The organism is Mycolicibacterium iranicum, from assembly GCF_002101705.1.
In the GTDB taxonomy this organism is placed as follows: Bacteria; Actinomycetota; Actinomycetes; order Mycobacteriales; family Mycobacteriaceae; genus Mycobacterium; species Mycobacterium iranicum.
This window is the reverse complement of record NZ_LQPC01000030.1, coordinates 107,624-120,535: the sequence shown is the minus strand read 5'-3', so window position 1 is coordinate 120,535 and position 12,912 is coordinate 107,624. Positions and strand designations below refer to the sequence as shown.

Here is a 12,912-nt window from a genome sequence, read left to right as displayed (position 1 = left end):
TGTCTCACCAGCGGGCCTCACGCCTCGTGGTGGATCCGCCCTACGGTCTCGGTGAGAGGCCGCCCGCTTCCGTCCCAGCGGCGCGCGATGATCTCCGCGGCGATGGACACGGCCGTCTCCTCGGGCGTCCTGGCCCCCAGATCCAGGCCGATCGGGCTTGCCAGCCGGGCCATCTCGTCGTCGGTCAGGCCTGCTTCCCGTAGCCGCCTCATCCGGTCGTCGTGGGTGCGTCGCGAACCCATCACCCCGATGTAGCCCACCTCGGATAGGCGCAAGGCGACCTCCAGGACGGGCACATCGAATTTCGGGTCGTGGGTTAGCACGCAGATCGCGGTGCGCGAGTCGATGGCGCCTTCCTCGACCTGATTGGCCAGATAGCGGTTCGGCCACTCGACGACGACCTCTTCGGCGTCGGGAAAGCGCGCGGCGGTGGCAAAGACCGGCCGGGCATCGCAGACGGTCACCCGGTAGCCCAGGAACGCTGCCTGCCGCGCAAGTGCTGATGCGAAGTCGATGGCGCCGAACACCAGCATGCGTGGCCGCGGAGCTTGGCTTGAGACAAAGACCTCCATCCCGGCTTCCTGGCGCTGGCCGTCGGGTCCGTAGGTCAGCACGGCCGACGTGCCCGCGAGCAGAAGTCCGCGTGCGTCGTCGCCCACGGCGTCGTCGGCACGCGGAGAACCCACCGAGCCATGTCGTGATTGCCTGCCGACGATCAACCGCTTGCCGATGCGGCTCGGGTCGGGATGCTCGATGACCGTGGCGATCGCGACCGGGCGGTGCGCGGCGATGTCCTCGGCGACGTTCTGCAACTCCGGAAAGGTATTGCGCGACACCGGTTCGGTGAAGATGTCGATGATGCCGCCACAGGTCAGGCCTACGGCGAACGCGTCGTCATCGGTGACGCCGTAGCGCTGCAGCTCGGGAGTCCCGCTGGCGACGACCTCGTTGGCCGTCTCGTAGACCGCGCCCTCGACGCACCCGCCTGACACCGAACCGGCGACGGTGCCGTCCGGGGACACCACCATCGCCGCGCCGGGAGGACGGGGAGCGGATTTCATCGTGCGCACCACGGTGGACAGCCCGGCGGTGCCGCCGGCCTGCCAGACCCGCAGCAACTCATCCAGGACGTCGCGCACGACCGCAGTGTATGCCCGCAGAAGTCACGGTCCGGGGGCCGAGGACCTCTACAGTTCTCAGGATGAGCGTTTTCGCGCTGCGTTACTTGATCATTGGCGCCCTGGCCGTTGTCGCCGCGGCGGGACCGTCTGCAACCGGGGCGGCGGCGCCGGTGCCGCCGGTGTCCGACGCGGCCCTGGCGGCGGGATTCGTGGATGTGCGCAGCGTCGTCCCCGACGCGGTGATCGACCTGCGGTACGCGACGGCGGATAACTTCGTCGGGGTGCCGCTGTATCCGGCCGGTGCCCGGTGCATGGTGCACGAGTCGCTGGCGCCGGGCCTGGAGACGGCGGCGAATTTGTTGCGCGCGGGCGGAGAACGGCTCGTCTTCTGGGACTGCTACCGGCCGCATGCGGTGCAGGTGCGGATGTTCGAAGCGGTGCCCAACCCGGCGTGGGTTGCGCGCCCCGGGGAGTTCGCCCGTAGCCACGTCGCGGGACGATCGGTGGATGTCACGCTCGCGGGTGCCGATGGTCTGGTGGACATGGGCACCGGCTTCGACGACTTCACCGAACTTAGCCTCGCTTACGCCGCCGACGGAGTGAGCGCGGTCGCGCAGTCGAACCGGGCCCGACTTCGGAATGCCATGACCGCCGGTGGTTTCACCGTCTACGACGGCGAGTGGTGGCACTTCGACGGTCCGGGCGCGGCGGTGGATCGTCCGATTCTCGATGTCCCTGTCGACTAGATGCTTCGATGGTCCTATGCGCAGACTCCTCGCAACGGCCGTTGCTTCGGTCTTTGCAGCGATGCTTGCGCTGTTGGCGGGATGCAGCAGCGACGACGAACCGAGCTCGCTTGTGGACGCAGCAGGATACCATGTCCGAAACGGCACGGTGTACTATCTGAATGCGTTTCCTGGCAACGCTTTTCGCGTAGATGGCGCGGATTCCTCGACGCTCCAGGTGTTCGACCGCACGTATGCCCGCGATCGCGCACGGGTGTACATCAACGGGCATCCGCTCGACGGGGCCGACGCCGGCTCGTTCGAGCTGTTGGATCGTCAAGGATTCTCCAAGGACCGGGGCCATGTGTATCAGCACGATCAGGCGATCAGTGAGGATCCTGCGAACTTCGCGTTCCTCGGCAGCGGCCTGTCCCGGGACAGCGTCAACGTGTACTGGGCCGACGGCTCCGTATTATCCCGTGACGCAGCGAATTTCGTGATCATCATCGACGAGGACCGCTATCTGTTCGCCAGGGACAGCGAAGAGGTGTTCGTCAACGGCCGCGTGATCGCGGGCGCTTCGCCCGCAACATTCCGGGTACTGGAGGGCGCACACTCCCGAGACGACGCGACGGTGTTCTACTTCGACGCACAGATCCCCGGCGCCGAGGCCGCCACCTTCGGTCCCCTCGAAGGTCCGTATGCCGCCGACAAGAGGCGGGCCTACTGGATGGGCAAGCCGATCCCGGATGCCGACCCCGCGACCTTCGAGGTGCTCAACGCGAACTTCGAATGCGCCGCCGACCGCACCCGCGCGTACTACCGGCAGACCGTCATCCGAGGAGCCGACCCCGCGACGTTCCCGCCAGGACGCATGGCGACCGGTTGCTCGGAGACGACGATCTCGTTCGGGGACTAGAGCTTTGAGAGGTCGGTCTCCATCAGCATGATGTTGTACTCCGACCAGAGCGACAGGTTCCAGTACAGCTTCGAACCCACCCCCTCGGTCGACGGTGACCACGGGTGCAACATCGGGGCGTAGATTCCGCCCGTCTGCTGGTTCATCAGCACCGTCGCATCCGACCACAGTCCCTCAGGGGTGTCCGACGTGCGCATGACGATGCGGTTGGCCTGATCGCCGTACAGCACGACGTACTTCTTCAGGTATTCGTTGTACTGGACCGACATTTCGCTGACGGTATAGCCGGGCTTGGTGAATCCGAATAACCCGCCGGACTTACCGATGATGGCCGAGGCCGAGGACGGGCTGCCCTTGACCCAGCGGGCCGGGGTGCTGCTGCCGAACCAGCCCTTCGATGCCTTCTTGTAGTACTCGTACTTCGAGACGTCGAGGATGTTGTCCTCGGTGACGCGGGCCAGGTAGGCCGCGCCCTGACGTCCGTTGGGGGTGCCGTAGACGTAGACGTAGCCATCGTCGCCCTTGACGAAGGCCGACTGCTGGAAGTTGCGATTGCCGCTCAGGAACGAGTTGTAGCGCACGCTTTCAGGCGCGACCTTGAAGTTCTCGCCGTTGTCGTAGGAGTACGCGATCGCCGAGTAGTTGGTGGTCCACCGTCCGGACTGACCCCACCTGCTCACCGACATGAAGCTGACGTACTGGGTGACCCCGAACTTGGCGAGCGGATCGTCGGGTGTCACGACTGAGACGCCCGCGGTCGGAATGAGGGTCACCGATCCCGGCAGCCACGAGGGCCGGTTGATGATGGGGCGGGCCTGGGTGGGGCCGTCCAGCGGTGCGCCGCCGAACATGTTGCCGTTGAACCACTCTCCGTTCCTGATGGTTATCCCATCGGAGAGATCGTGATCGTTGCTGCGGAACAGCGTGTTGTAGATGTGCCTGCCCTGCATGCCCGGGAGGCCGAAACTGTCACCGACGGCGATCAGAATCTGGCGCTCGTCGATGTTCGGGGTCGCTGGATCGTCGACCATGCCGTTGTCCCACATGATGCCGAGGTCGGTGCCGTAGATATTGAATCGGCCCGGGATGTTCGCCCACGGGCCCGTCAACCAATCGATGAACTTCGTCGACGGGCTGACTTGCGAGTTGATCCAGGGCGAGATGGCTGCGGTGGTCACCGCGGCGGTCGCTGAATCGGACAGCGCGAGGCTCGTCGGCGCGACGGCTGCGCTGCGCGGGGCGTTCGTGGTGCGTGCTGCGAAGAGGTTGTCGAGCTCACGGCGAGCGAACGACATCAGAGCCCACAGGAACGGCGGTTGCGGACCGTCACCGGGCTGCGGGTCGGCCTTTTCGTGCGCCCAGTCGAGCATGCTGGTGACGACGTTGACGATCGCCGTGATGAGACTCGGCTTCGTCGCGGTGTCGGTCGCCTCGTCGTCCTGCCCGGACGTCAGGGCCGTGGACGCCGTTGTCGTGCTCGGTGCTGACGGCGCGGATGCTTCGGTTGTCACCGTGATCTTCTCGGTGTCCTGCGGGGGAACGCCCGGGTCGTCGGCCTTGGCGGTCGCCTTCGTGGTCTTGACCTTCACGGGATCGTCGATCTCCGCGACGACCGGCTTGGTTTCCGGCTGCACATCGGGGTCGTGCGCCGCTTCGGTCTCGGCACCGGGCTCCGGCTCGTGCTCAATCGCCGAATCGGAGCCGTTCTCGGACTCGCTCTCGTCCTGCGGGTCGGTTGCGTCGACGTCGGCGGCATCCTCGCCCGTGTCGTCTCCGGTGTCGTCGCCGTCCTCGACCGCGTGGTCGGTGTCGGTGTCGGTGTCGGTCTCATCGGAATCGGAATCGGCCTCGGCGGCCGCAGCTCTGTCCGCCTTGGTGGTGCGCTTCTCGTCGTCGGTGGAATCGCTCTGCGAGGTTGCTGATGATGAGCTCGACGACGCCGACGAATCGGTGTCGTCGGCCCACGCCACGCCGTGGCCTGCAAATACTGCTGATCCGACGCCCAACGCGACGGCTAGTCCGCCGATCCGGCCGACGTACGCTGCGGTACCCATGAAACCCCTTCAATCCAGCTCGTATCGGCCCCCGCCCGTCCCGGTCTATTGAAACGCATCGGGGAGTGGGCAGCGAGCAAAAGGTTAAATCGCGACAGCTTTCGTTTCGTTACCGTGACCATGCAGATTCGGCACTGTGTCCAGCGCGGCAACGGCGTGCAGCAAACAGATTGACGCTCATCGACGCGGGCTCGCCAGTGCATTACCGGCAGTCCCGATCTGCTGGGCAATGCTCGTGTCGGGTTATCCGGCGGCGAACGGCGTCCGGACTACTGGACGTTGCACACGATGGGGACACACCTCGGGTTCGGGCTCCCGGCGAAGGCCTCTCCTGCGACATGGGGCCACCTCGCGATCGGCGGGAGGCCTTGACAGCTTAGTTTGCGACGGCAGGGGCGCGGCCTCAGTGATGACAGACGAACGCGATCAGCAAGGGTGCCGCCACCAGGGTGGCGTGCGCCGTCATCAAGACGAGCCGTTCACCCAGTAGTGCGCGTCGCATGGCAGGTGCTGCGAGCCGCTCTGCGCGCGCCAGAACGGCGGTACCCGCGGCGGCCAGCGCCGTCCCGCCGTCCGGCAGCGGGCCTGCGAGCGTCACCAGTCCGGTAAGCAGAGCATCGCGGCCGTGCCGGCGCGCGGAGACGTCGTCGGCGTTCATCTCCACGAGGCGCCCCACCTCGGTCACCGCCGACGCGAACAGTGGAAGCCGAGGAAGCGAGGTCGCCAACGCGCGCAGCAGCATCATCAGCTGAGGATGACGACCGTTCAGATGGGCTTGCTCGTGAGCCAGGACGGCCGCGAGTTCGGGTTCGGTCAGCCGCTGCACTGCGCTGCTGGTGACGACGATCGCGTCGGGCTTGCCCGCGACGCAGTAGGCGGCCGCGTGGTCGGTGTGCACGAGAATTACGCCGGGCCGCCCGGTCGGGGCGCCGATGAGGCGTGCTTCATGCGCATGGCTCTGGCTGCGGCGCCAAAACCGTTGCAGCGTCGCCGCGATCCTCTTGACGGTCACGAGCGAAGCTGCAACGGCCGCGAAACCTGCTGCGCCGAGCGCGATGTCGCCACCCCATCCGAGATCGTGAAGGGCCAGGATCGCCTCGGTGCAGTAGCGCATCGGGTCGACGGAGTGAGATCCGACCAATTCCCGCAGGATGCCGATGGTTCCCGCGATCCACGCCGAGACTGCCACCGCGATCGCCGTCAGCCACACGGTCACCGCAAGTTTCGGGCTGCGCCCGCCGCAGGTGACGCGCGACAGCAGGGGCGGAGCCAGCCAGGCCAGTGCCGCGGCGTAGGCCAGCAGGCAGATCGCGGCGATCATGAGGCGGGGGAGCGTCGCGACACCCTGCGTAACGCTGCGCGCAGACGATCGGATTCGTCGTCGTCCATCTGCTCGAGGAAGAAGTTGAGGACGAGGTCGGCGTCGCCGCCGGAATGGAACGCGTCGCGCATCAGGTTCGCCGACCGCTCCTCGCGCGTCATCGTCGGCCAGTAGCTGTACGCCTTCCCGACGCGCCTGCGCTCAAGCCAGCCTTTGCGGTACAGGTTGTCCATGGTGGACATCACCGTCGTGTAAGCGATTTCGCGTTCTGCGGTCAGCTCTTCGAAGAGTTCGCGCACGGTGACCTCGTGATCGCTGGACCACAGGCGGTCCATGACCACGGCCTCCAAGTCGCCGAAACCTCGCTGCTGCACCGTCTGACCTTAACTAACTGCGCAGCGCGCTGCCCTGAGTCCATTGATCCCAGGTGAGCGACCAGTCGCCGTTCTGCCACTGCTGCAGCGGTTCTCCGCCGGTGTTGCGGACCTCGACGACATCGCCGGGCTGCGCGAAGTCGAAATACCACTTCGCGTGTTCGGGGCTCAGGTTCAGACACCCGGCCGAAACGTTGGTGTTGCCCTGCGCCCACACCGTGGATGCGAGCTCGTGCAGGTAGATGCCGTCTGGGCTGATGCGCACGGCGTTGGCGACGGTGAGCCGATAGCCGGAGCTCGCGCCGACCGGCAGGCCGTAGGTGGACGAGTCCATGACCACCGACTTCTCTTTCTCCATCACCGTATAGGTGCCCGGCTGGGTCCAGAACGCGATCGTCTTGCCGTTCACCGTTTCTGTGCCGCCCCGGCCCATCGACGTCGGCATCGTGCGGATCAGCTCGCCGTTGAGGTAGACGCGGACCTGCTTGGTGGCATCGTCGGCGATCGCCACGCGGGAGTCGCCGATGCGGAAGCTGACCCGGTTGTCCTCCCGGCCGTAGAGGCCGTCGCCCAGATCAGCGCCGTAGATGCCGGCATCGACGGTGACCTGAGTGCCCGGTGGGTAATACTCGCGCGGGCGCCAGTGCGCCTTGCGGTCGTTGACCCAGTACCAGGACCCCTCTACTTGAGGTGTCGTGGTGACCTTCAGCTGCCGCTCGGCCGCCGCCCGGTCGGGGATGTCCTGGTCGAAGCGTGCGACGACCACCATGCCGACGCCGTAGGTCGCCCCGTCTGCGAGTTCGGCGCCCGAGGTCCCGTACAGCGACACTCGGGTCTGGTTGGTCGGCGTCACGGTGCTGAAGCGAGAAATCTCGCTCGCCACTGTCGAATCCGTGCCGACACCGGTCGCGTGCAACGTGTAGGTGCGGCCGTAGCCGAGAGGTTCGGCGGGCGTCCACTCCCTCCCGTCGGGACCCATTGATCCCCTCACCTGCCTGCCGAGTTCGTTGGTCATACGGACGTCGGTGAGTGTTCCGGAGGCCGCTGTCACCCGGACGGAACCGACAGGACTGACGCCGTGCTCGTCGCCTTCGGTGCGAATCGTCAGCCTCGCAGGTTCTGGCGGCGCGGCAACGGATTCCGCGGACGCGGCGATGGTCGCCGCCTTTTGCTCTTTGGCGGGCGAACCACTCTGTGTGGCTACGAGCAGGCTGACCGACACGACACCGAAGAGGATTGCCAGCCGGCTGCGGCGGGGGGTCGTCACGGCTTCTCCCAGCTGAATCGTCGAGGCGCGATCTACGTATCTACATAGTAGATGACTCGCGAGGCCGCGCGCTCGCGCTGCTTGCTGGTCAGTCCTGCGAGGGCTCGTCCACCGGGGCTTCGACCAGAAGTGACAGTCCGTGGTGAGCGGACAGCTCGACGCTGAAGCTGTGCAGGTCGTCTACAGTGGCCAGCGCCTTACCCGAAAACATGTCGGACACTTCGCTTCCCGGCGGCAGCTTTTCGGACCTGACTGTGCCCGTGACGTCTTCGTTGGCGAAGTTCAGCACTGTCAGCTGGTATTGGTTCACCGCGTCGAGCTGGTGCACGAGGACCAGCATGCCGCGCTGCGACACCTCTGGGATGTCGATCTGGCGGCTGGTGGCGATTCCATAGTGGGAGCGGACCTTCAAGATCGCCTGCAACTGTCGCAAGAAGCTCGTGTCGTCAGCCAGTTGATCGGGGATGGAACCGTAAAGGCTTCTACCCCTGGGCATTCCGGCGGGTGACTGCGTCGCCTCGGGGTTGACGCCCATCAGGTCATGCGCAGCGCGGTGGATCCAGCGAGTGTCCCCCCCACGAAGCAATTCCGGGATCTCAGACGACGGCAGCGTCAGCATCCCGCAGACATCCCAACCCGAGAGCGCGAAGACGCCGGGTTGGAGCGCGTTGAACATCGCCAGCAACAGGTGCGCCCGGCGGATCCGGTCGATCTGTTCGGCGTTGACGATGTCGTCCAGATCGGTGATGCCGAGGACGGCGGCGATGATCGTCGCCGAAGTGCACGCGATGCCATTGGTGGTGAAAACCAAGTTGTACGGGGCATTTTCACCGGACAGCTTCTCGCGTAGCTCGGTGCGGACGATCTCCCCGAGCTGTTCACCGGTGACCTCTTCGCCCTTGTAGGTGTAGATGTCGTCGCGATGGCCGGTGGACCAGTGCACGAGCTCATAGGTCAGCTCGTCGTGATTCTGCAGCGCGTGCACCAGGGAGGCCGGGTCGACGCCGAGCTCCAGCGTGGTCCGCAAGGTCATCCGCAAGAACTCGGTGTCGGCGGTCGCCAGTGCATGCTGGACCGCAGGACGGGTGATGAAGTCGTAGGACAGGTCCGCGCCCGCTTCACCGATCTGACGGATGTCGTCGATCGTGAGGTTGAGCTCCTGGAAGGTGAAGCCGCCAACCTTTCTCACCATGCTGGCGATGAGGTGATTCGCGGCTTCCGACAGCGGGTGGCCCTCCGACCATGCGGTGCTGTCTTCGGCCGCGGTCTTCTCGGCGCCGAGGAACCCGTTGGCGTCCAGGCGCAGGCCACCGGTGCCCAGGTCGGTCAGCGAATGAAGGGCGTCGCCGATGACCAGGCGCATCCCGGCGAAAGACGGGTCCAGCCAGTTGATCGACGGCTGTCCGTCCTTGAAGTAGTGCAGGTACACCCACCGCCGCTCCACACCGTCGATCCCAACAACGGGGCGGGTCACGCTCCAGTTGGTCTCCTTGATGCCTTCGGCGTAGAAGATGACGCGCTGCAGCTTGCCGATGATGTAGCCGGCCTTGTCGAGCCATTCCTCGGTGGCGGCGTCGATGTTCACCGAGTCCGCGCCGGAGGGCACGTCCGGGAGGTGCTCCCAGTCGCGGGGGTCGATCTCGACCATGTGATAGATGCCGGGATAGTCGGCGTACTTCATCTCCGCGAGCCGGAAGTCGGCACCTTTGCCGGTGTGGCCGGGCACGATGTCGTCGATGATCGTGCCGCCGTACCAGTTGGCCGTGCCGCACATCTGCCGGAAATCGTCCTCGGTGCCGAAGGCCGGATCGATCTCGGTGCTGATGCGGTCGAAGTGGCCGTCCACGCTCGGGGTCAGCTCCCAGCCCGAGATGCCGCCGGCGCGCTTGACCGGTCCGGTGTGCACGGCCTCGATGCCGATCTCGGCGAATGCCTTCCACATGTCGGCGTCGGCCATGGCCTTGAGGAATGACTCGTTGGACCGGGTGATCAACGACAGCGGATAGGCCGTAAACCACACCGCGGCGGTCTCGACCGCGCCGCGGGCGCTCGGTGTTGCGTACGGGTTTTGCCACATCGAGCCCTGACCGGAGAACTGTTGGCTGATCTCGTTGGCATCGGCGAGCATCGACTGGCTGATCAGCCAGGACACATACGCTGGATTGTCGCCGGTGGGTGAACCGTCGCGGGCCAGCGAGCGCCTGGTGAACGGGGTACGCACACGCGGCCGAAACCGCAGCGATCGAGGTCGGGCCGGGTGGAGGTGTTCGTCGAAATTGATCTCGGGAGCCTCGTTGCCCTGATCTTCAGGGTCCGACTCCACGGCTTGAGACAAAATTCCGCCCTTCGCGAGGTTGGGGTTCGTATCGACTGCCTTCAAGTATTGCCGCGTCCGGGCGGTGTTGAAACTGGACGACAGGAAACGCAGCTAGAGCGGGGCAGGCGGCGACGGTGGGCGTGAGGCGAGACGCCGCCCGCCCTCGGTGCGATCACCCACCCGGCCACGACCTCAGGCAACACATCGAACGGCGCGGGGGTCGGTCGAGTTGGCGACCGGCAGCGGTTCGGTCAAAAATCCTCCATTGCGGGCTATGGCGACGACGATGGTGCCAGAGGCGAGTGCCGGCGGGATCGACATGGGCTCCGCTTGTCTCACAGGCGCGCGCCTGCGACGGGTACGTCGACCGTGACGGGCGGGGTGTCGAAGCTGGCGGCGGCCCGTCCGACGAGGGTCATCGAACGGACGCAATCTCGCGCCATATGGGACTGAAAACAGTTGCAGCTGTGCGGGTTAGCCTGTGATAGGTCTTCAATCGAAACCATGCCCTGTTGGACAGGGAGAACGGGATGCCCGCTCGACCTGCCGCACGGGCACTCGCGATCTCGCCCTCTGTCTTCATCATCCTCGTGGAGCCCGTGGGCGCGGTCCCGAACGGTCGTGCCGTGTGCGGTTTCCACCGACCCGCGGGCCGGCGACCCGCCAGCCTGTGGTGATGTCACCAAGAATTCGGGGGTGGGTTGGATGTCGAAGAACGACAGTGGGGCCCGCGCGATCGATAACTGCGCTTCAGCGGAGCCGTCGGTGGGATCGAAGGCCGCCCCGGGTTGACGATTTGCGATGACGCGCAGGTCCTCGGTGGTCAGCGCCTTTTCTAGGCGGCGCGTCCCGGCATTTAGGTGGGGCTTGCTAGCAAGGCATCACGGTGCAAGTTCAGCGGCCTTGGGTACACGGCGTTTCTTGATCCCGCCTTCTGTCGCCACAAAGCGTCATTGATCAACCGCAGTGATCGTTATAGATCGCGCCGGACCGCGGAGGTCAGAAGGATTGTCGGTTGGCGTACCGCTGTCGCCGGGAGTGACGCCCCTTCCCGCGGTTGCGGCTCTTGTAGGTAGGCAACTGGCTGTCGCAATTGGGGCAAATCAGCCGCAAATTGTCGCGCCGATTATTCGACGGATTGCCATCGATGTGGTCCACGACGAACGCCAGGGGCGTACCAAGCCACACGTTGGGTCCTGCGCAGATCGCGCAGCAACCGGATTGAGCGCTGGACAGGTACTGCCGAATGTAGTGATTGCGGCGACCGTCGATCCACGCTTCGCCGGATTCCAGCCAGCGCTGTGTGCCCGAAGCGCGTCGCGCCGATGCTTGGCATGCGTTGCTGCAGAACACCTTTTGACTACGCTTCAGAAGTGGCGAACCGCAACTGCGGCACTCTCTCATGTCGACAGGTTATGGGGCGCCACCGACAACCGGCTTGAGCCGATTCGTGGAGCCTCCTATCGGGATTGAACCGATGACATTCCGCTTACAAGGCGAACGCTCTACCACTGAGCTAAGGAGGCGTGTCCGCGAGGACGTGTCAGATTCTATAGCCCCGCGAAACAGGATGTTGTCGGTGCTCGCGGATAACGTCAGAACGTGTCGAGGACCTGTCTTGGTTGTGGCGCCGAACTTCAGAAGCGGCAGCAAAAAGTGTTCTGCAGCAACGCATGTCAGCAGTCATATCAGCGTCGATTGCTGCTGCAAGCCTGGCTTGAGACAGGCGTGTGTAGTGGGGGCAAGTCTCGTCAGGGGCACTTTGTGCGCGACTACCTGTACGAGCAACAAAGTGGTTGCTGCGCCGTTTGCGGCCTCAAGAATTCGTGGAACAGCCTGACCCTGGAGTTGATAATCGACCACATCGACGGCGACCCGACCAATGATCGCCGCGAGAACCTGCGGCTGATCTGCCCCAACTGCGACAGTCAGCTGCCAACCTACAAGGCGAAGAATCGCGGAAAGGGCCGCTACTACCGTCGGCAGCGGTACGCGGACGGGCAGTCCTACTAGTCCTCGGCGTCGACAATCCGCTGCGAGGTCACCGGCCGGGAGGTGGGCCTGCCGCGGAGGCGTCGGCCTGGTAGCGGGATCCGGTCGGCGATGTTGCTCAGCGGGTTGACCACCTGGCTCAATACGATGACGGCTTCGCGCAGTGCCTCGATCGTCGGCTCAAGGGCTTCCAGGCCGGGGGCGAGTCGATTCAGGGTGTCGGCGACCGCGGCGAGTTGCTCGAGTGGCCCGTTGCGCGCGGTCAGGGTATCCACGACACCGCCTTCGGCGAACAGTCGGTCGGCGACGCCGTCCTCGGCCAAGAGCCGGTCGATGAGACCTTCCTCGGACAGCAGTTGGTCGACGAGGCCTCCGGGCTCGATGGCCCGCATCAGCCCGCTCTCCTCCTGCGTCATGCGGTCCAGAGCACCGCCGGGCGCGGTCAGCCGGTCGATCACCCCGCCGGGCTGCAACAGTCGGTCGATCGGGCCGCCGGGCGCCAGCGCTCGGCCCAGTGGCTGGTCCTCGTCCATGAGCTTGGCCAGCCGGTTCGCGCGGTCAACGGCATCCTGCATCCCCAGCATGGAGGCGAACGACGTCGGGGTCTGCCGCCCGACGTCCCGGCCGTCGCCCAGGGTGCGCTGCGCGATGTCGAGACCGCTCTTGGCCACCCCGAGACCGGCGTCGGCCACGGCCAGACCCACCCGTACCGGCGCGAACGCAAGATCGGTCAGGGATTTGCCGAGGTTCATTTGCCCAGTCTATGGACCGCGCAAGCATAAACTCACAGGAAGTGCACAGCTGGCGGGCAGCACATTTCCA

General features: G+C 65.4%; 12 protein-coding genes and 1 tRNA gene. 3 read left to right on the top strand and 10 right to left on the bottom strand.

The features are described from left to right. Positions 1–17: 17 nt before the first annotated feature. Positions 18–1,139: an XdhC family protein gene (locus AWC12_RS14210; protein WP_085175084.1), complete on the bottom strand. Its 1,122-nt coding sequence runs from the start codon at positions 1,137–1,139 to the stop codon at positions 18–20. 62 nt (positions 1,140–1,201) lie between these two features. Here AWC12_RS14210 and AWC12_RS14205 point away from each other — a divergent pair, with 62 nt between their 5' ends. Next, complete coding sequence (locus AWC12_RS14205; protein WP_085175082.1) at positions 1,202–1,867, top strand: M15 family metallopeptidase; 666 nt, start codon at positions 1,202–1,204, stop codon at positions 1,865–1,867. Positions 1,868–1,883: 16 nt separating this feature from the next. Then, positions 1,884–2,765, top strand: a complete 882-nt coding sequence (locus AWC12_RS14200) for a DKNYY domain-containing protein (RefSeq protein WP_085175080.1) — start codon at positions 1,884–1,886, stop codon at positions 2,763–2,765. On the opposite strand, the gene AWC12_RS14195 is transcribed toward AWC12_RS14200, so the two are convergent. From AWC12_RS14195 to AWC12_RS14165, 8 genes are all read right to left on the bottom strand, one after another. Next, positions 2,762–4,819, bottom strand: coding sequence for a glycoside hydrolase family 183 protein (locus AWC12_RS14195; protein ID WP_085175078.1), 2,058 nt, complete (start codon positions 4,817–4,819; stop codon positions 2,762–2,764). The two genes, AWC12_RS14200 and AWC12_RS14195, sit on opposite strands and share 4 nt — an antisense overlap. Before the next feature lie 403 nt (positions 4,820–5,222). Then, positions 5,223–6,140 carry a M56 family metallopeptidase gene (locus tag AWC12_RS14190; protein ID WP_085175075.1) on the bottom strand — a complete coding sequence of 306 codons (918 nt, stop codon included), beginning with the start codon at positions 6,138–6,140 and terminating at the stop codon, positions 5,223–5,225. Further along, entirely contained in the window at positions 6,137–6,514 is a 378-nt protein-coding gene (locus AWC12_RS14185) for a BlaI/MecI/CopY family transcriptional regulator (RefSeq protein WP_024446718.1), read from the bottom strand. The genes AWC12_RS14190 and AWC12_RS14185 overlap by 4 nt, the downstream gene beginning before the upstream one ends. Positions 6,515–6,527: 13 nt before the next feature. After that, positions 6,528–7,781, bottom strand: coding sequence for a L,D-transpeptidase (locus tag AWC12_RS14180; RefSeq protein ID WP_085175074.1), 1,254 nt, complete (start codon positions 7,779–7,781; stop codon positions 6,528–6,530). A gap of 88 nt (positions 7,782–7,869) precedes the next feature. After that, positions 7,870–10,104 (bottom strand): maltose alpha-D-glucosyltransferase, encoded by a 2,235-nt coding sequence (gene treS / locus AWC12_RS14175; protein WP_412098579.1) that lies wholly within the window; start codon positions 10,102–10,104, stop codon positions 7,870–7,872. Positions 10,105–10,513: 409 nt separating this feature from the next. After that, positions 10,514–10,681 (bottom strand): hypothetical protein, encoded by a 168-nt coding sequence (locus tag AWC12_RS31990; RefSeq protein ID WP_327084716.1) that lies wholly within the window; start codon positions 10,679–10,681, stop codon positions 10,514–10,516. A 416-nt stretch (positions 10,682–11,097) separates the two neighbouring features. Then, a complete protein-coding gene (locus AWC12_RS14170) occupies positions 11,098–11,502 on the bottom strand; it encodes an HNH endonuclease (protein WP_085175072.1) in 405 nt (134 codons plus the stop codon). Positions 11,503–11,549: 47 nt separating this feature from the next. Next, positions 11,550–11,624 (bottom strand) — tRNA-Thr (locus AWC12_RS14165). 76 nt (positions 11,625–11,700) lie between these two features. Between AWC12_RS14165 and AWC12_RS14160 the strand changes: the two genes are divergently transcribed. Further along, the gene (locus AWC12_RS14160) at positions 11,701–12,111 is read left to right on the top strand and encodes an HNH endonuclease (protein ID WP_064279621.1); all 411 of its coding nucleotides are present in this window, start codon (positions 11,701–11,703) and stop codon (positions 12,109–12,111) included. On the opposite strand, the gene AWC12_RS14155 is transcribed toward AWC12_RS14160, so the two are convergent. Further along, entirely contained in the window at positions 12,108–12,842 is a 735-nt protein-coding gene (locus AWC12_RS14155) for an MlaD family protein (RefSeq protein ID WP_024446714.1), read from the bottom strand. The two genes, AWC12_RS14160 and AWC12_RS14155, sit on opposite strands and share 4 nt — an antisense overlap. Positions 12,843–12,912 lie beyond the last annotated feature (70 nt).

Bases quoted from the DNA above. Each gene is read 5' to 3' on its own strand.
- AWC12_RS14205 (WP_085175082.1), top strand. From the start codon at position 1,202: ATGAGCGTTTTCGCGCTGCGTTACTTGATCATTGGCGCCCTGGCCGTT.
- AWC12_RS14200 (WP_085175080.1), top strand. From the start codon at position 1,884: ATGCGCAGACTCCTCGCAACGGCCGTTGCTTCGGTCTTTGCAGCGATG.
- AWC12_RS14195 (WP_085175078.1), bottom strand. From the start codon at position 4,819: ATGGGTACCGCAGCGTACGTCGGCCGGATCGGCGGACTAGCCGTCGCG.
- AWC12_RS14190 (WP_085175075.1), bottom strand. From the start codon at position 6,140: ATGATCGCCGCGATCTGCCTGCTGGCCTACGCCGCGGCACTGGCCTGG.
- AWC12_RS31990 (WP_327084716.1), bottom strand. From the start codon at position 10,681: ATGAAGACAGAGGGCGAGATCGCGAGTGCCCGTGCGGCAGGTCGAGCG.
- AWC12_RS14170 (WP_085175072.1), bottom strand. From the start codon at position 11,502: ATGAGAGAGTGCCGCAGTTGCGGTTCGCCACTTCTGAAGCGTAGTCAA.
- AWC12_RS14155 (WP_024446714.1), bottom strand. From the start codon at position 12,842: ATGAACCTCGGCAAATCCCTGACCGATCTTGCGTTCGCGCCGGTACGG.